Raw genomic sequence first — 16,911 nt, 5'->3', positions numbered from 1 at the left:
ATTAACGGTAATCAGGTTTGGTCGTCTGACGCTCACGTGCGATTGCCAGTCCGTTTTCCGGAACATCATCCGTAACCGTCGATCCTGCTGCGACAAGCGCATTTTTACCGACAGTGACCGGTGCGATCAAGTTGACGTTGCAGCCAATGAAGGCATCGTCTTCGATGACCGTTTGGAATTTATTTGTTCCATCGTAGTTGACAGTGATCGAACCGCATCCTAAGTTGACGTTTTTGCCGATTGTGGCATCGCCGACGTAACTTAAGTGAGCAGACTTGCTGCCTTCTCCGAACGTTGATTTCTTCACTTCAACGAAGTTTCCGATGCGCGTGTTGGCACCAAGTACAGCTTGTTGACGCAGATGGGCAAATGGACCGACTTGTGCGGCTGCTCCAATTTGACTGTCCGTCACAACCGATTGGCGGACGACGGCATGATCCGCGACTTCACTGTCCCGAATATCCGAGTTGGGTCCGATGATGCATTCAGAACCGATCGTTGTTTTTCCAAGCAATTGCGTACCCGGGTACAAGACTGTATCCGAACCGATCACGACGTCCGGTCCGATGTACGTTGAAGAGGGGTCAACAAACGTGACACCTTGACGCATCCAATGCTCATTTGTCCGCTTGCGCATCGATGTTTCCGCCTGCGCGAGCGCAACACGGTCATTGACACCAATCGTTTCTTCAAATGTCGGTGCGGCATACGCAGCGATCGTTTCGCCGTCTGCTTTTGCGATTTCGATGACGTCCGGTAAATAATATTCACCTTGTACGTTATCATTTTTGACTTGTTTTAAAGCCGCAAACAACATCTCGTTATCAAACACGTACGTTCCGGTGTTGATTTCTGTGATTGCCAGTTCTTGTTCGTTCGCATCCTTATGCTCGACGATTTTCGAGACGTTTCCGTCCTCGCCGCGAACGATGCGACCGTAGCCTGTGGCGTCATCTGCATGTGCGGTTAGGACCGTCACTTTTGCGCCTGTTTCCGCATGATGCTGCAAGAGTGACTCAAGCGTTGTGCTCGTCAGGAGTGGCGTATCTCCACATACGACGAGTGTCGAGCCTGTTTCGTTCCCAAGTACAGGTTCTGCCATTTGAACAGCATGACCCGTGCCAAGCTGCTCGCTTTGAAGTGCATATTCCACCGATGTGCCGAGCACTTCTTTTACAGACTCTGCACCGTGACCGACAATAACGACTTGACGTGTGACACCAAGTGTCGTCAACTGATCAACGACATGTTGTACCATAGGCTTCCCAGCTACTGGGTGAAGTACTTTGTAGAGCTTTGATTTCATCCGAGTGCCTTTACCCGCTGCTAGAATTACCGCGAAATGATTCATCCTTGTCGCTCCTCCATGTAAATTAGTGTTGATTTCTTTCTGAAATAGTCCACTCGTTCCCACTATAACGAAAATAGCGCACCGAATCAATGACAGGACAGGGCGGAAGTCATGAAAAAGCACAAAAAAAGACAGGTTCTCCCATGAACGGAAACCTGTCTATTGAATTACGATCGATCGGTCGCTTCAAGTGGCGTCAACTCAAGCTCTGACGTTTCAGCATTTTCCTCACGAACCGCGTATGCTTCTAATACTGAATCTTCGACCTTTTTTCGCATTAATGCATTGATTGGATGGGCGACATCACGAAAGATGCCTTCCTGTGTCCGTTTGCTTGGCATCGCGACGAAAAGACCGCTGTTCCCTTCGATCACGCGTAAATCATGGACCACAAATTCGTGGTCGAGCGTAATCGAGGCAAGTGCTTTCATTCGACCCTCTGCTACGACGCGACGAATCTTGACGTCGGTGACATTCATTTTGTCCGCACCCCTTTTTATAACCGTTGTCACAACTCTTCGTTGTCTACTTCTACTTACGGCTTAAAACATTCAAAGGTTTAGCTTTTGCCAATCTTTTTACGCATAATTTCCAAAAGTTTGATAATTACAGTATAGTTACAAAAAAATCGTGTGTCAAATTCAGGTATTGTCACCATCTGTGAAATACTGGTCGACATTTCCTCGCTTCACTTGGATTTGTCCAAGATCCACGTCGACGTCCGCAAGCTTCATCAGACTGACGTACTCATTGACCATCTTTTTCTCGGCACCTTCTGCTTCAATCAGCACACCGACACCCGCGACGTTCGCTTCAAACTCACTGAGCAGACTCATCATGCCGCGAATCGTTCCGCCGGCTTTCATGAAGTCATCAATCAGCAGGACATTCGCACCACGGGGAAGACTCCGCCGTGCCAGCGCCATCGTCCGAATCGCTTTTGACGAGCCGGAGACATAATTGATGCTGACGGTTGATCCTTCCGTCACCCGGCTGTCCGAGCGGACGATCACGAACGGAACACCCAACTGTTCGGCGACTGCGTACGCAAGCGGAATCCCTTTCGTCGCGATCGTCATGACCACGTCGACCTTCTTCTGACTGAAGACAGAGGCGAAGACTTGCCCCATCTGTTTGACCATCCGCGGATCCCCGAGCAAGTCCGTCAGATATAAGTATCCGCCCGGCAACAAACGGTCCGGTCGTGCGACCCGTTCACATAACTCATCGATAAACGGTAACGCCTTCGCACTGCTCCACGTCGGAATGAACATGACGCCTCCAGCTGCCCCAGGAACGGTGACGAGTCGACCTGTCCCCTCATGCTCTAACATTTCACTGACAATATCTAAATCTTCACTGATCGAAGATTTCGCAGATTTATAACGTTCCGCGAATATCGTCAATGAGACCAGATGATGCGGATGGTCCAGCAGGTAACGTGTCATGTCTACGAGCCGACCGCTTCTCCGAATTTTCATCTAAATTGTTCCACCTCTCCGTAATTCCGAATATTCACTAGTGAATATATCATTTTCATACGGAAACTATCAATGGTTTTCCCCTAAAAGACGAACGACGTAGACTTCGTTGCAAAAACCTCGTAATCCGTTATAGAGCCGTTGTGCACGATTCTCATGTTCCGTCAAAGCGAAGACAGTTGGTCCGCTCCCGCTCATCAAGACGCCTTCCGCGCCGCAACTCGTCATAAATGCTTTAATCTGTTCGACTTCCGGATGCATCGGTAAGGTCACCGACTCAAGAACATTGCCCAGCGCATCACAAATCGCCGTGAAGTCCTGGTTTTTAACGGCCTCGATCATCGCCTCGACATCCGGGCGCTCGGCTGTCTTTAAATCCAGTGCCCCGTACACGTCTGCCGTCGAGACACCGATCGTCGGTTTCGCGAGGACGACCCAGCACGGCGGAGGAGACACGAGTTTCTCCAGTTTCTCACCACGTCCGGTCGCGATCGCTGTTCCGCCCATGACACAGAAGGGAACATCGGAACCAACTTCTGCTCCGATTTCCGCCAATTGTTCAAGCGTTAAATCGAGCTTCCACAATTCGTTCAGCCCACGCAGCGTCGCTGCCGCATCACTCGAGCCGCCCGCTAATCCGGCTGCGACCGGAATGTGTTTCTCAAGGTAGATCTCGACCCCGCTCTTGATATCAAAGCGCTCTTTCAAGACCGCTGCCGCCTTGTACGCTAAGTTGCGTTCGTCGTTCGGCACATACGCATGTTGCGCATTCATCCGAATCTCACCCGAAGCTAATTCCGTTAGTTCGAGCCGGTCTGCCAAATCAACTGTCGTCATCACCATATGTACATCATGATAACCGTCCGGACGTTTCGCCGTCGCATCCAATACTAAATTGATTTTTGCTGGTGCTTTTACAATAATCGTCATCGTGCCGTTCCTCCTCTAGTACGTATCCTGTACGAATTGTATCAACCTTTGCACAAAAAAAGAAGCGAACATTTCTGTCCGCTTCGGAAGGTAAGTTTACGAATTCGCAAATTCGATTTGTACGGAGTCGGTTAATACGTCGGCATAGCTATAAGAAACTCGCTCGACATTGTGGCGCTCTGCGTCTAGCTTGACTACAAACACCGATGGATACGTCTCAACGAGCGTTCCGATTCGGGTTACGACCTTTTTACGACCGCCGCTTGCTTTTAGCGTCAGTCTTTCACCAACATGTGTTTCAAAAACATGTCTGATTTCGTTCAACGTCTTTGGCATACGCTTCACCTCACTAATATTTATTATAGCATATGAATTAAATATTAGAAAGGGCAAATATTATATCCGTTCTTTTGTCTACCGTCAACGTTTTTTAATCGGCAAAAGTGCGTCGGCCAGCTGTGCGAATTCCTGCAGACTGAGTGTCTCACCGCGACGGCGCGGATCGATTCCCGCTTCGTGCAACGCTGCCTCAACCGCCTCTTTCTCGGCTTTTCCGAAGTGACTGGATAAGTTATTCAAAATCGTCTTCCGACGTTGCGCGAAACTGGCACGCGTCACTTCAAAGAACAAATTCTCATCCAACGTCTTAACGGCCGGTTCCTTTCGGATGTTCAGACGGATGACAGCCGAATCGACGTTTGGTGCCGGAATGAACACGTGTTTCGGAACCGTGAAGCACACTTCCGCTTCCGCATAGTATTGAATGGCAATCGATAACGAGCCGTAGGCTTTTGTCCCCGGTTTCGCTCCGATTCGTTCCGCCACCTCTTTTTGAATCATCATGATCAATGTCCGGAACGGTGTCCGTGCTTCCAAAATCCGCATGATGATCGGCGTCGTCACATAGTATGGAAGGTTCGCGACGACCGCAAGATCGGTAATGCCTTGTTGCGTGAATTCCTGATCGACGATTGTCTCAAGATCGAGCTCAAGCGCATCACCGTGGATGACCTTGACGTGAGGATACGGTGCCAGTGAATCATCCAGGATTGGTAAAAGCCGTTGATCAATTTCAAGGGCCACGACCTTTTTCGCTTGTTTCGCAGATTGCTCCGTCAACGAGCCAATCCCGGGACCAATTTCAAGCACTCCGCTGTCCGGTGTTAAATCGGCGGCACCAACGATGTTCCCCAGTACATTTAAATCAATTAAAAAGTTTTGCCCTAACGACTTTTTGAAGGAAAATCCGTGTTTTGCCAAGATTTCCTTTGTCCGGTGCAATGTTGCAATGTCTTTCAATCCTGTTCCTCCTCTATCTGTCTCAAAGCATCTTCCCATTCTTGTTTCGTAATCCGAATCGACGCCACCCGTTTGACGAGTTGTTTCGCGTTCGGCTCTCCGATTGCAAGCACCTGTCCAAGCCGTTTGCGACGTTTCGAAGCAGCAGGTCCGCCAATCAAATCGGCTGCGAGAATCATGTCCCGCGTCACTTCCGCTTCCTGCTGTTCTTCTGTCTCATACACTGCGCTGAGGGCTCGTTCAATCGCCTGCGGTGACGCGTGTTCGACGCCGATTTTACCGCGTTTGTCTTTGGCATCCGCCCGTGGCAAGTAAGCCTGTTTACATCCCGGAACCCGCTCGTTGATCCGTGCCCGGATCCGGTCCCCGGGGAAGTCCGGATCCGTAAAGACGATCACACCGCGCCGTTCGAGCGCTTTCGCGATGCGTTGCAACGTCTGTTCGTTGACAGCAGAACCGTTTGTTTCAATTGTATCGACATCGAATACTTCCTGTAACCGTGTCGTATCGTCCCGTCCTTCTACGACGATGACTTCTTTTAAGCGTTTCCGCATCGTTTCTTCTCCACCTTTTTCAAACACTTCCGTAATTGTACCTGTTTCCACAAAAAAAACAAGGAAGCGTCAATTGCCCGCTTCCGTCTCTGCTTCGTTCGGAATGACCCAAATCTGAATCGTTTTTCGACCAAACTGTTTCGCTGTCGTTTCACCGTCTACAAGAACATCGATTTTATTGCCTTTGATCGCACCGCCGGTATCAAGCGCAATCGAAAGCCCGACTCCTTCGACATAAACTTTTGTGCCGAGCGGGATGACTTTCGGATCGACGGCGATGATTGGTAACCCTTGGTACGTGATCGTATCCGTCACGTCGTAACCGGTTGCCGTCAAGGCACGTCCATCATACAACCGACTTCCGTTCGATGCCGGATCATTGGTGTAGGCTGTTGCTTCCACCATCAGGGTTTTCGCTTCTTTAAAATCCAAATCCGTTGCAGCCTGAGGTGCTTCCGCTAACGGCACTGTCGCTTTTTCCGTATCGAAGACCGGTGCCGGTGTGGCGGCAACCGCCTCGACGGGTTTTGTTCCGACTTTCACGACTTGTTTAACCGGTTGACTCGTCACATCATTCGCAATTAATTTCTTTTCTTTGCTCAGACCGTCCGCAAGCGTCAATTGGTACTTTTGCGTCCGGATCCCGGGGCGTCCGGTTTTCGTCACTAACTGTTCGCCGACCGGCAGTGTATCGTCTTCAATCGTCTCGACCTCAAACGGTAACAGCTGTTCTTCCGTCAAAACAGCACGCCGCGTCGTATTGACCGTGACGAGCATATCTTTTTGGACCGTCGTCTCAAGACTCGGCAATACTTTATCTTCCGCTTGCAGCTTCACGCCCTGCATCGCCAACAGCTCCCGGACTGTCGTCTGATACGTATAGATTTCCCGGGCTTTTCCTTCAACGATCAATTCGACCGGGAACGCTTCCCGGTACCGGACCGTCATCCCGGTCGTCAAGACCGCATCTTTTGCCGGATAAATGTCGTCGGTCTCCATTTGTTTAATGCCGCGTTCCTTCAATAGATCATCCACCCGCCGTGCTTGGGTTCTGACGGTTTGTGCTTCCCCGTACCCCATGATCAAGGTGACTTCTTTCGCCGGTTGAACGACAATCAAATCATTGTCCGGAAGATCGGCACTGAGCGCCGGCTCGATTTCATCCTGAGCGCGGACGGAAATCCCCGCTTCCTGCAACACGCCGTACACCGAAGTCTCAAGCGTCTCGACCTGTGTTTCGCGTCCATCCACCATGATCGTAACCGTACGGGGGTGATCCATCGACAGATACAGTAGACTGGCGATCAGCAACAGCGTCGCGCCAATCGTCATATAAGCGACCGATCGAATCATGGAAGCCGGAAGACGCGTTTTGCGTTTTCAGTCGTCGCCTGTTCGATATCCGCATACATCATCCCGCGCAACTGTGCGATTTCTTCCGCAACGAATCGGACGTACGCCGGTTCGTTTCGTTTTCCGCGGTATGGAGTTGGTGTCAGGTACGGGCAGTCCGTCTCAACGAGCAAACGATCGAGCGGCACTTCTTGCGCCACCCGTTTTGGTGTCTTCGCATTTTTAAACGTCACGGGTCCACCGAGTGAGATATAGAAGTTCATCGCCAGACAGCGCGGTAACAGTTCTGCGCTCATGCTGTAGCTGTGCAAAATCCCACCGACTTCCTTGGCGTCTTCTTCTTCGAGGATACGGAGTGTATCTTCCGTCGCCTCGCGGTTGTGAATGACGATCGGTTTATTTTTTTGTTTCGCCAAGCGGATTTGTTTTCGAAACGCCTCTTCTTGGACATCCTTCGGTGATGTATCCCAGTGGTAATCCAGTCCGATTTCCCCTAGGGCGACGACTTTCGGATGATCCATCAACCGTTCGACTTTCTGATAGGCCGCGTCGTCGAAATCAATCGAATCAACAGGATGCCAGCCGATGACCGCATAAAGATCATCATAGTGCTCGACCAGTTCCATCGCCCGGTCAATCGTCTTATGATCAAATCCGACGACAATCATCGGTGACACGCCGTTTGCGCGTGCCCGTTCAATCGTTTCCTCGACGTCACCGTCGAATTGATCCGAATTTAAATGTGTGTGTGTATCAATTAACATACCGTTCGACTCCCTCTTTCAAAAAAACGCCTGCGACATGAAGTCCACAGGCATCTGAATTATTTTACGCTTGCTCCGTTTGCCATCGTTGATGGGACCGTCGCTAGTTCAAGCTTACCTGATTTTTCAGCAGCCAGCACCATTCCTTGTGACAATTCTCCCCGTAATGTGACCGGTTTTAAATTGGCGACAACGATGACTTTCCGACCGACTAAATCTTCCGGCTCGTACCATTCAGCGATTCCAGAGACGATTTGACGGGTCTCTTTCCCCATATCAACGGTTAACTTCAACAATTTTTTTGCTTTTTTGATTTTTTCAGCCGTTACGACTTCCCCGACACGCAGTTCGATTTGATCGAAGACATCAATCGTCGTCTCCGGACGCTCGTCGGCATCGACCTCTTCTTCGACAGTCTCTTCTTCGACACGTGCAGCAGACGCTTGTTTCATCATCTCGACGATTGCCTCGACTTCTTCTTTCATGTCGCGACGCGGGAAGATCGGTTGGGCGACGCCCACTTTTGTTCCTTCCTCGATTGCTGCGAATTGTTCAAGGGCTGTCCAGTCCATCGGCTGTCCTTCAAGACCAAGCTGAAGGAACATTTCTTTTGGAGAACGTGTCATGAACGGTTGCAGCATGATCGCAACGTGGCGTAATGCGCCGACCAGATGGACCATCGAAGAAGCCAATTCGTTTGTTTTCGCTTCGTCTTTTGCAAGCACCCACGGCTGTGTTTCATCGATGTACTTGTTCGCCCGGCTGATCAATTGCCAGATGTGCGACAAAGCGACCGAGAATTCCATATGCTCCATTGATGCTTCGACTTTCTCGACCGTTTCTTTCGCAAGCGTCGACAATGTCTCATCAAACGGCGTGACATTTCCGACATAGGTCGGGATGACACCGTCGAAGTATTTTGTGATCATCGCAATCGTCCGGTTGAGTAAGTTACCGAGATCATTCGCAAGGTCAAAGTTCATCCGTTCGACGAATGCTTCTGGTGTGAACATCCCGTCTGATCCAAATGGCACTTCACGAAGCAGATAATAACGTAACGCATCGAGTCCATACCGGTCGATCATTGGAATCGGATCGACGACGTTTCCTTTTGACTTCGACATCTTCCCATCCTTCATCAGTAACCAGCCGTGTGCAAAGACTTGCTTCGGAAGCGGCAGGTCAAGCGCCATCAGCAATGCCGGCCAAACGATTGTATGGAAGCGGACGATTTCTTTTCCGACCAGATGAACATCCGCCGGCCAGTATTTATCGAAGTTTCCTTGATCATCCGTCCCGTAACCAAGCGATGAGATGTAGTTCGTCAACGCATCGACCCAGACGTAGACAACGTGTTTCGGGTTCGACGGTACTTTTACGCCCCAATCGAATGTTGTCCGGGAGACCGCAAGATCCTGAAGACCTGGTTTAATGAAGTTGTTGATCATCTCATGTTTCCGCGATTCCGGTAGGATGAACGATGGGTTCGCTTCATAGTACTCGACTAAACGATCCGCGTATTGACTGATTCGGAAGAAGTAACACTCTTCCCGAACGAGTTCGACCGGATGACCGCTGTCCGGGCTTTTGCCGTCAACGAGTTGTGACTCGGTGTAATACGTTTCGTCCGGAACGGAATACCATCCTTCATATTCGCCGAGATAGATGTCCCCTTTTTCGAGTAACGTCTCAAACACACGTTCCACGACTTCCTTGTGACGCGGTTCTGTCGTCCGGATATAGTCGTCATACGAGATATCCAGGCGATTCCACAAGACTTTGATCTGTTCAACGACGCCGTCGACAAACTCTTGTTCCGACACGCCCGCTTCTTTTGCTTTTTCCTGAATTTTTTGTCCGTGCTCATCTGTTCCTGTTAAGTAACGAACATCAAATCCTTGAAGGCGTTTATAACGTGCCATCGCGTCTCCCGCGACCGTCGTGTATGCATGACCGATATGTAGCTTTGCGCTAGGATAATAAATCGGTGTCGTGATATAAAATGTTTTTGCCATGATATTCCTCCGTTCTGTATTTCATTTCATTATTATACGCTGTTCTGTCGTCTGTGTCGAAACTCGTTTTTTGTCGAATCGAAACATTTTTTGACATCAGACATCAAATTACAGAAAAACACACTCAATAGTTTCGTTTCCTTTAAAAAGGGAAAAACTATTAATAAATCGTTTCAGATATGGTTTTTTTGAGAAATAAATGACATTTTGATTTCAAGCTATTCAGATTGGTTGACTACTTTTGGAAAGTTTAGTATTCTACATTCTATAGAAGTGATGTCGAATTTTGACGATTTTCCAAAAAAAAAGAGAACCTAGACATCAGAGGAGGAACAACAAAATGAAATCAACAGGTATTGTACGTAAAGTAGACGAGCTCGGTCGGGTAGTTATTCCAATTGAACTTCGTCGGACTCTTCAAATCGCAGAGAAGGATGCACTCGAGATTTATGTCGACAACGAGCAGATCATCCTTAAAAAATACAAACCAAACATGACTTGCCAAGTAACAGGCGAAGTATCAGAAGATAACTTCAAATTGGCAGACGGTAAATTGATTCTCTCTCCAGACGGCGCACAACGTGTCCTCGTTGAGTTAAAAGATTTCCTCGATCGTCATTACGCAGGAAACGAATAAGCCAAAAGAAGCGATTCCAAACGGAGTCGCTTCTTTTTTTAGGATTCATGATAACGGAGGTACAGTTCCTGACGATCAAGTCCCCGCTCCTTGGCCACTCGTTTCAAGGCAGCATTCGGTTTTTCCCCTTGTTCGATGTACCGTTCGATTTGTTGCAGCGGATCGGCTTCTTGCGCGATTTCGCTCGGCCGTTCCTCGGTTGTTCCTTCGACGATGACGACAAACTCGCCGCGGACGTCTTCTCCCGCCCATTCGAGGGCTTCCGTCACTGATCCACGGATGTATTCTTCATACCGTTTCGTCAGTTCCCGGGCTAACGTCAGCTGACGGTCACCGAGTACGTCTCGCAAGGCCCCCAGCATCTCTTTTAAACGATGGGGTGCTTCATAGAAGATCAGGGTGCCGCTCTCATACCGAACCGTTTCCAGTGCCTCCCGGCGTTCTTTTTTCTTGCGCGGTAAAAACCCGTAATAGAGGAACCGTTCCGTCGCAAGACCGGATGCGACAAGTGCCGTCAAAGCTGCATTCGCTCCGGGTAAGACGATGACCGGTACATCGGCGTCGATCGCCAAGCGAATCAAATCACTGCCCGGGTCGGAAATGCCCGGCATCCCGGCGTCCGAGACGAGTGCGACTTGTTTGCCGTCCTGTAAGTCCGCGAGCAAACGTGCTCCGCTGACCTGTTTATTGTGTTCATGGTAACTGACGAGTTTCGTCTCGATCTCAAAATGATTAAAGAGTTTCATCGTTTGTCGTGTATCTTCCGCCGCGACGAGATCCGACTCTTGTAAAATCCGGACAGCCCGGTACGTCATGTCTTCTAAGTTTCCGATCGGCGTCGGAACGATGTACAGTCCCGCCGTTTGTCCTTTAAAGCTGCTGGTTGCTTTCATGCGATGTCATCCCTCCTTGAATGAGTTGTTCCTTTTTGGTCCGTGTCAGTTGTTTGATTGCATACTCTCGTTTCAAGGCGTCTGACTTCGTCGTGAATGTTTCGGTGTATTCGAGCACGACCGGCAGTCTGGCCCGGGTGTATTTTGCCCCTTGTCCGGCATTATGTGTCGCCAGCCGTTTTTCAACATCGACGGCATATCCGGTATAGAGACTGCCGTCCCGACAACGGACGATATAGACGGCGTGGTGCTCAGACATCGAACTGGTTCCGCATCTGCTCGGTGTACGTATCATCCTGTTCATACACGATGAACGGGGGCAATACTTTCAACCCCGGTTTGGCGTCTTTGATGCCTTCAATCAACAGCATGTTGGCTTCTTTGCCTTCTTTCGGATAAATCAGTTGCATCCGCTTCGGTTCGAGCCGGTACTGACGCATCAAGGTCACGATGTCGAGCAGACGCTCCGGGCGATGGACAAATGCCGTTTTCCCGCCTTGCTTCAGGAGATCGGCGGCCGACCGGATACAATCTTCCAGCGTACACAAGACTTCGTGCCGGGCAATCGTATAATGTTCACTTTGGTTCCGGTTCGAGGATTCGTTAGCCAAGAAGTATGGCGGGTTACACGTGATGGCATCGTACAGCCCGTATCCCAACTGTTTTCCTGCTTCCTTGACATCTCCTTCGATCATCTTCAACTGGTCCTGTTTTTCGTTAAACGCGATGCTGCGCCGTGCCATGTCGACCAGACGCGGTTGAATTTCAAGACCGGTGATCGTCCCTTTGGTCCGGTACGATAAAAATAACGGAATGGCCCCGTTGCCGGCGCAAAGATCCACTAATTTCCCTTGTTGGATCGGTACCCAGGCGAATTGTGCGAGTAACGCGGCATCAAGCGAATATGAAAATACGCTGGGACTTTGAATGATGTGCCCTTCTTTTCCAAGCAGATGATCAAGTCGCTCATCTGATAGTAATTCAGCCATACAGTTCTTCCTTTCTGAAAAAAAGACTGACTCCTAGGAAGTCAGCCTCTCAATGTTTCGTTAACATGGACAAGCAGAACAGACAGTCTCCGTCTTTACGGACTTGACCATAATGCAGGTTACAAATATGGAACCCTTCTTGATAGAGCCGTCCTAAATTGTCATAACCGGCTCCAACCCCGGCTTCCGCTTCCGCTTCTTCCGTGATCGGTTGTTGTTCATCACGCTCCACTTTCTCACGGAGGTGGTGATTCTCAAGATAAAGGTGTTGATTCTCCTCCATCATATAAGCAAGCTGATCTTTTAACACGCTCAGATGCTCCGTCAGCAAGTGAATCTGTTGCTCGATCGCATCGACACGCGTAATGATTTCTTTTTTATCGACTCTCTCCACGCGTATGCACCCCGTCATTCTTTTGGTCGTTTTTGTTTTACGGCACCGACGGACAGTAATTCCTCCATCGAGTATGTGAGGACCCGGGAACGGTCTTTTAATTCGATTTGGACGATTTGATCGAGGATATTCAGACCAACGACCCGTCCTTCCCCTTCAGGAACGGTCAGACGTTTTCCGTAATCCGGCAAATCGCGTCGCATTTCTTCGTACGTGTCATTTTCGTATTTGAGACAACACATCAAGCGACCGCACACACCAGAAATCTTGGTTGGATTTAAGGATAGATTTTGATCTTTTGCCATCTTGATCGAGACGGGTTCAAATTCTCCTAAGAAAGAAGAACAACAGAGGACGCGGCCGCACGGACCGATTCCACCAAGCAACTTCGCTTCATCCCGTACGCCGATTTGACGTAGTTCAATCCGGGTCCGGAAGACCGCGGCTAAATCTTTGACGAGTTCACGGAAGTCGACACGACCTTCCGCTGTGAAATAGAAAATGACTTTATTTCGATCAAATGTATATTCGACGTCGACTAATTTCATATCGAGCTTGTGCTCCCGAATTTTTTCGACGCAGACAGCGTGCGCATCAAACGCCGCCATTTTATTTTCACGGACAATCATCGCGTCTTTATCATCCGCGACGCGAAGAATCGATTTCAGCGGCAAGACCACATCATCTTCGTCCATTTGTTTATCGGCAATTACCACTTCACCATATTCAATGCCCCGCACTGTCTCAACGATGACGGATTGTCCTCGTGATAATGACTCTTGTCCAGGTGCAAAATAATAAATTTTGCCCGCTTCTTTAAAGCGAACGCCTACTACTTCTAGCATATCGCTCTACCCTTTCTGTAAGTCAAACATGAGACGCTCAACTGTTAATTGAGGATTAACATTTGCTTCGATCCGTTTAACGGCTGCGAGTACTGCCTGCAACCAACGTGTGATCGTCGTCTGACTTTTTCCACCCATCTGTTCAAGTAATGGTCGGCTGTTCGCATAGGTGATCATTTCCCATGACGGATTCAGTTTAAGATGCAGGACATCTTCAAAGAAACACGTCACCAGTTCCAGACCAATCCGCGCATCTTGCCGGTTTTTAAATTGAGTGATCCATTTCTCTTGGACGAACAGAGGTAAATCGGCCGGACGATTCGCTAATTCCTCCATCAATTGTAACACTGACACTCGCGCATTTACAAACCAGTCTTCGACCAATGCCTGCTCCGCATCCTCGATTTTCGGATAGACCCGTGCTGCGAGTTGGGTTAATTCGCTATCCCGTCCCGTTTTTTCGGATAAGACCTGTCCGATCAACAGGCGATCCGCCGGTCGAAAACTTAACAATTGACCGCGTGAACGAATCGTCGGTAACAACAACTGCGGCTGATTCGTGATTAAAATCGCCACTTTTCCCGCACCCGGTTCTTCAAAGAACTTCAATAAACTGTTCGCAGCTTGGGGCGTCATCTTATGCGCTTGTGTCACGACGTAGATTTGGCGATCCCCTTCGAGACCACGCAACGACAGATCATGCATCAACTGCTGAATTTGTTCCTTCTTGATGGTCGCCCCATCCGGTTCGATTTGATAGTAGTCGACCAAGTTCCCACTGTCCATCCGGCGGCAACTCCGGCATGTTTGACACGGCTCGATTTGATCTTTTTTCTCACAAAACAGACTCTTGGCGAACAACTGAGCCGCCTCCAAAAGAAGCGGCTCATAGTCTCCGGTAAAGATATAAGCATGATTGATCCGATTGGTCCGTAACGAATTTTGTAAAATGGTCGCGATGACCGATTGTGTTTGTTCTAGTTCATGGAATGTTTGCATCAGAATTGATGAAACCCTTCGATTGGCAAGACGAACACCGTCGCCCCACCGACCTGTACTTCAACAGGATAAGGGATATAGGAATCAGCATGACCGCCCATTGGGGAGATTGGCGAAACCATCTGTTCCCGGCTCGAACAATTCTTTTTAATCAGACGCATCAAGTCATCCAGGCGTTCACTCTGAACACCAATCATGAACGTCGTGTTTCCCTCTTTCAGGAATCCACCCGTCGTTGCAAGTTTTGTCGCTCGGAAATCATGTTCGACTAATGCTTCTGCTAAACGTAAGCTGTCTTTATCTTGAACAATCGTAATAACCATTTTCATGATAATCGCTCCCTTTTCTCTAGATAGGTCAGGACATCCTGACGCAAGATTTGTTGTAAGTCATCGATTGAGTGGTTGGCGTCCACCAGTTGAATCCGCTCCGGCTCCTGTTCGGCTAATGTCAAAAATCCTTCATATACCCGTTGACGGAAGCCGTCATCTCGTTGCTCAATCCGATCGAGCGCCCCCCGCTCCACCATCCGTCGTTTCGAATCCGCGACCGTCAAGTCAAACAGATAAGTCCGATCGGGTGTCAGACCGTTTGTAGCTTGCCGGTTGATTTCCTGCACCTGTTCAATGGAATAACCCAGTCCATACCCTTGATAGGCAATCGATGCATCGATGAACCGGTCGCATAACACGATTTTCCCGGCGGCAAGAGCCGGACGGATCAATTCATTGACATGTTGCGCGCGTGACGCTGCGTACAGTAGAATTTCGGTCATCTCATCCATCTCTTTAAAATCCGGATTCAAAATCAATGATCGAATTTCATTACCGATTCGTGTGCCGCCCGGTTCCCGCGTCATCACGATTTCATATCCTTCGGCTTTCAAATGATCTGCAAGTAGTTGTAATTGAGTCGTTTTTCCGGCGCCATCTGGCCCCTCTACGGTAATAAAAGTTCCTGTCATTCTGTAATTCCTTCCTGTATCACACGCAATTTCCCTTCATATAGAAGCTCTCCACCTTGGAGATGGACGGATGTGGTCATATACTGCTTCATCATTTCGATGTGTGCTTGCGTCACCCGTTCGCCCCGTAGTAAGAGTGGAACACCGGGGGGATAGGGAATGATCGTCTCAAGTGAAACAAAATCGACTGCCTCTTCAAGAGACCGTTCGACTGCCACGGTACGCTCCAGTTGATCGAGTGGACAAGCAAGTGATGATACCTTTATTTTACCCATAATAGGTTGTTCCATATACCTTTTATCGGGAATTCCTTCTGTTTTCATCATATCAAGTGCCTGTTTGATTTGTTCAATCCATGCATTTCGTTCGGATTCCGGTAAGAGGCGCAACGGTAAAATACAAACGACATGTTCCCCGAGAGCAAACTCTGCATCTATCCCCTGCTTGGCCAATGCTGCTAACACTTGACTCCCGGAATACCCGCGGCAGGACACAATCATCCGCGACCAATCATCAAACGTAAATACGTCCAACTCAGTGTTTTGATTGAGTTGTTCGTGAAAGTCTTCATGGCTGTTCCGTATTTCCAACATCTGTTCAACCGTAAATTGTTGACGGTAATCACGGGCAAAATCAAGCGAAGCCATAAGCAAATAGGAAGGACTGGACGTTTGAAAGGCTTGAAGCGCACGTGTTAGCCGTCTTCGTTCGTCATCCGTGAAACGTTCATGGATCCATGCCCCCATCGTCAATGCAGGTAAGGTCTTATGGGCAGATTGAACAACGGCGGTTGCACCTAACTCAAAAGCAGAACGGACTCCAAAAGCTTCCCCAAAATGTGCACCATGTGCTTCATCGACGAGTAAGGGTAACCCGTGCGACTTCGTCAATTGAACCCATTTATCAATCTCGGCGCTTTCTCCATAATAGGTGGGTGACGTCAAAAAGACTGCTACTCCTCCGGGATACAGCTTCAAGGCCTCTTCTAATGTTTCACGTGAAACATTTCCGCTGATTCCTGTTGCATGGTAGTCCGGTTCCATTAAAACAGGCGATAACCCCAACCATTCCAACGCATTAAAAACAGACTTGTGTGAGTTCCGTTGCACATAGATCCGGTCTCCACGACTCGCAACTGCCGCTAACATCGCCCAATTTCCGACAGTCGATCCATTCACCAGAAAATGACTGTCCGAGGCATCATAGATTTGACGCAACAAAAGTTTTGCTTCGTAGATGGCTTCTTCAGGATGATGAAAATCATCCAAACCAGCCAACTCTGTTTTATCCCATTCTAAAAAAGAAGGTAAGCCGTTTAGTACTGTTCCGTTTTTATGACCGGGAACGTGCCAAGAAGTAGCTTTCCTTTCTACATGAGCATACAGTGCTTCAACAATCGGCATCCGACCTTTCATATCCGTACAGTCCTTTCTGATTTAAAGT

The 16,911-nt window shown here is 49.0% G+C and carries 20 protein-coding genes; 1 reads left to right on the top strand and 19 read right to left on the bottom strand.

Going from position 1 to position 16,911, the window contains the following annotated elements; genetic code table 11:
• Window position 1 precedes the first annotated feature (1 nt).
• The 10 genes from glmU to metG all read right to left on the bottom strand — a co-directional run bounded on the left by glmU (window position 2) and on the right by metG (window position 9,747).
• Complete coding sequence (glmU, locus tag D3D03_RS15805; RefSeq protein WP_028105328.1) at window positions 2–1,351, bottom strand: bifunctional UDP-N-acetylglucosamine diphosphorylase/glucosamine-1-phosphate N-acetyltransferase GlmU; 1,350 nt, start codon at window positions 1,349–1,351, stop codon at window positions 2–4.
• 167 nt (window positions 1,352–1,518) lie between these two features.
• Entirely contained in the window at window positions 1,519–1,830 is a 312-nt protein-coding gene (gene spoVG / locus D3D03_RS15800; protein WP_026831552.1) for a septation regulator SpoVG, read from the bottom strand.
• A gap of 162 nt (window positions 1,831–1,992) precedes the next feature.
• Window positions 1,993–2,832, bottom strand: coding sequence for a pur operon repressor (gene purR / locus D3D03_RS15795; RefSeq protein ID WP_026831553.1), 840 nt, complete (start codon window positions 2,830–2,832; stop codon window positions 1,993–1,995).
• Window positions 2,833–2,901: 69 nt separating this feature from the next.
• Window positions 2,902–3,762: a 4-(cytidine 5'-diphospho)-2-C-methyl-D-erythritol kinase gene (gene ispE / locus D3D03_RS15790; RefSeq protein WP_028105329.1), complete on the bottom strand. Its 861-nt coding sequence runs from the start codon at window positions 3,760–3,762 to the stop codon at window positions 2,902–2,904.
• Between the two features lie 96 nt (window positions 3,763–3,858).
• Window positions 3,859–4,098, bottom strand: coding sequence for a Veg family protein (locus D3D03_RS15785; protein ID WP_012368950.1), 240 nt, complete (start codon window positions 4,096–4,098; stop codon window positions 3,859–3,861).
• An 84-nt stretch (window positions 4,099–4,182) separates the two neighbouring features.
• Window positions 4,183–5,061 (bottom strand): 16S rRNA (adenine(1518)-N(6)/adenine(1519)-N(6))-dimethyltransferase RsmA, encoded by an 879-nt coding sequence (gene rsmA, locus D3D03_RS15780; RefSeq protein ID WP_119924086.1) that lies wholly within the window; start codon window positions 5,059–5,061, stop codon window positions 4,183–4,185.
• Window positions 5,058–5,615: a ribonuclease M5 gene (rnmV, locus tag D3D03_RS15775; RefSeq protein WP_026831556.1), complete on the bottom strand. Its 558-nt coding sequence runs from the start codon at window positions 5,613–5,615 to the stop codon at window positions 5,058–5,060. The genes rsmA and rnmV overlap by 4 nt, the downstream gene beginning before the upstream one ends.
• Before the next feature lie 69 nt (window positions 5,616–5,684).
• On the bottom strand, window positions 5,685–6,968 hold the full coding sequence (locus D3D03_RS15770; protein ID WP_119924085.1) for a 3D domain-containing protein: 1,284 nt from the start codon (window positions 6,966–6,968) through the stop codon (window positions 5,685–5,687).
• Entirely contained in the window at window positions 6,965–7,732 is a 768-nt protein-coding gene (locus D3D03_RS15765) for a TatD family hydrolase (protein ID WP_119924084.1), read from the bottom strand. The genes D3D03_RS15770 and D3D03_RS15765 overlap by 4 nt, the downstream gene beginning before the upstream one ends.
• A 59-nt stretch (window positions 7,733–7,791) precedes the next feature.
• Window positions 7,792–9,747: a methionine--tRNA ligase gene (gene metG, locus D3D03_RS15760; RefSeq protein ID WP_119924083.1), complete on the bottom strand. Its 1,956-nt coding sequence runs from the start codon at window positions 9,745–9,747 to the stop codon at window positions 7,792–7,794.
• Window positions 9,748–10,087: 340 nt separating this feature from the next.
• On the opposite strand from metG, the gene D3D03_RS15755 reads away from it, so the two are divergent.
• Window positions 10,088–10,384 carry a transition state genes transcriptional regulator AbrB gene (locus tag D3D03_RS15755; protein WP_012368944.1) on the top strand — a complete coding sequence of 99 codons (297 nt, stop codon included), beginning with the start codon at window positions 10,088–10,090 and terminating at the stop codon, window positions 10,382–10,384.
• Between the two features lie 38 nt (window positions 10,385–10,422).
• On the opposite strand, the gene rsmI is transcribed toward D3D03_RS15755, so the two are convergent.
• The 9 genes from rsmI to D3D03_RS15710 are packed head-to-tail and all read right to left on the bottom strand — an operon-like array spanning window position 10,423 to window position 16,883.
• Window positions 10,423–11,277 carry a 16S rRNA (cytidine(1402)-2'-O)-methyltransferase gene (gene rsmI, locus D3D03_RS15750; RefSeq protein ID WP_026831560.1) on the bottom strand — a complete coding sequence of 285 codons (855 nt, stop codon included), beginning with the start codon at window positions 11,275–11,277 and terminating at the stop codon, window positions 10,423–10,425.
• Window positions 11,255–11,536, bottom strand: coding sequence for a GIY-YIG nuclease family protein (locus D3D03_RS15745; RefSeq protein WP_026831561.1), 282 nt, complete (start codon window positions 11,534–11,536; stop codon window positions 11,255–11,257). The genes rsmI and D3D03_RS15745 overlap by 23 nt, the downstream gene beginning before the upstream one ends.
• Complete coding sequence (locus D3D03_RS15740) at window positions 11,529–12,266, bottom strand: tRNA1(Val) (adenine(37)-N6)-methyltransferase (protein WP_119924082.1); 738 nt, start codon at window positions 12,264–12,266, stop codon at window positions 11,529–11,531. The genes D3D03_RS15745 and D3D03_RS15740 overlap by 8 nt, the downstream gene beginning before the upstream one ends.
• A gap of 49 nt (window positions 12,267–12,315) precedes the next feature.
• Window positions 12,316–12,678: a DNA replication initiation control protein YabA gene (gene yabA, locus D3D03_RS15735; RefSeq protein WP_026831563.1), complete on the bottom strand. Its 363-nt coding sequence runs from the start codon at window positions 12,676–12,678 to the stop codon at window positions 12,316–12,318.
• Window positions 12,675–13,505 (bottom strand): PSP1 domain-containing protein, encoded by an 831-nt coding sequence (locus tag D3D03_RS15730; protein WP_026827009.1) that lies wholly within the window; start codon window positions 13,503–13,505, stop codon window positions 12,675–12,677. The genes yabA and D3D03_RS15730 overlap by 4 nt, the downstream gene beginning before the upstream one ends.
• A 6-nt stretch (window positions 13,506–13,511) precedes the next feature.
• Window positions 13,512–14,504, bottom strand: coding sequence for a DNA polymerase III subunit delta' (locus D3D03_RS15725; protein WP_119924081.1), 993 nt, complete (start codon window positions 14,502–14,504; stop codon window positions 13,512–13,514).
• The gene (locus tag D3D03_RS15720; protein ID WP_012368937.1) at window positions 14,504–14,833 is read right to left on the bottom strand and encodes a cyclic-di-AMP receptor; all 330 of its coding nucleotides are present in this window, start codon (window positions 14,831–14,833) and stop codon (window positions 14,504–14,506) included. Before D3D03_RS15720 ends, D3D03_RS15725 begins: the two co-directional genes overlap by 1 nt.
• Complete coding sequence (gene tmk / locus D3D03_RS15715; RefSeq protein ID WP_028105334.1) at window positions 14,830–15,468, bottom strand: dTMP kinase; 639 nt, start codon at window positions 15,466–15,468, stop codon at window positions 14,830–14,832. The genes D3D03_RS15720 and tmk overlap by 4 nt, the downstream gene beginning before the upstream one ends.
• Window positions 15,465–16,883, bottom strand: coding sequence for an aminotransferase class I/II-fold pyridoxal phosphate-dependent enzyme (locus D3D03_RS15710; protein ID WP_233550721.1), 1,419 nt, complete (start codon window positions 16,881–16,883; stop codon window positions 15,465–15,467). The genes tmk and D3D03_RS15710 overlap by 4 nt, the downstream gene beginning before the upstream one ends.
• Window positions 16,884–16,911 lie beyond the last annotated feature (28 nt).

The sequence above is a fragment of the Exiguobacterium sp. RIT452 genome (assembly GCF_003598705.1).
GTDB lineage: Bacteria > Bacillota > Bacilli > Exiguobacteriales > Exiguobacteriaceae > Exiguobacterium_A > Exiguobacterium_A undae.
The sequence above is the reverse complement of the archived record's forward strand: the minus strand, read 5'-3'. Positions and strand labels throughout refer to the sequence as shown.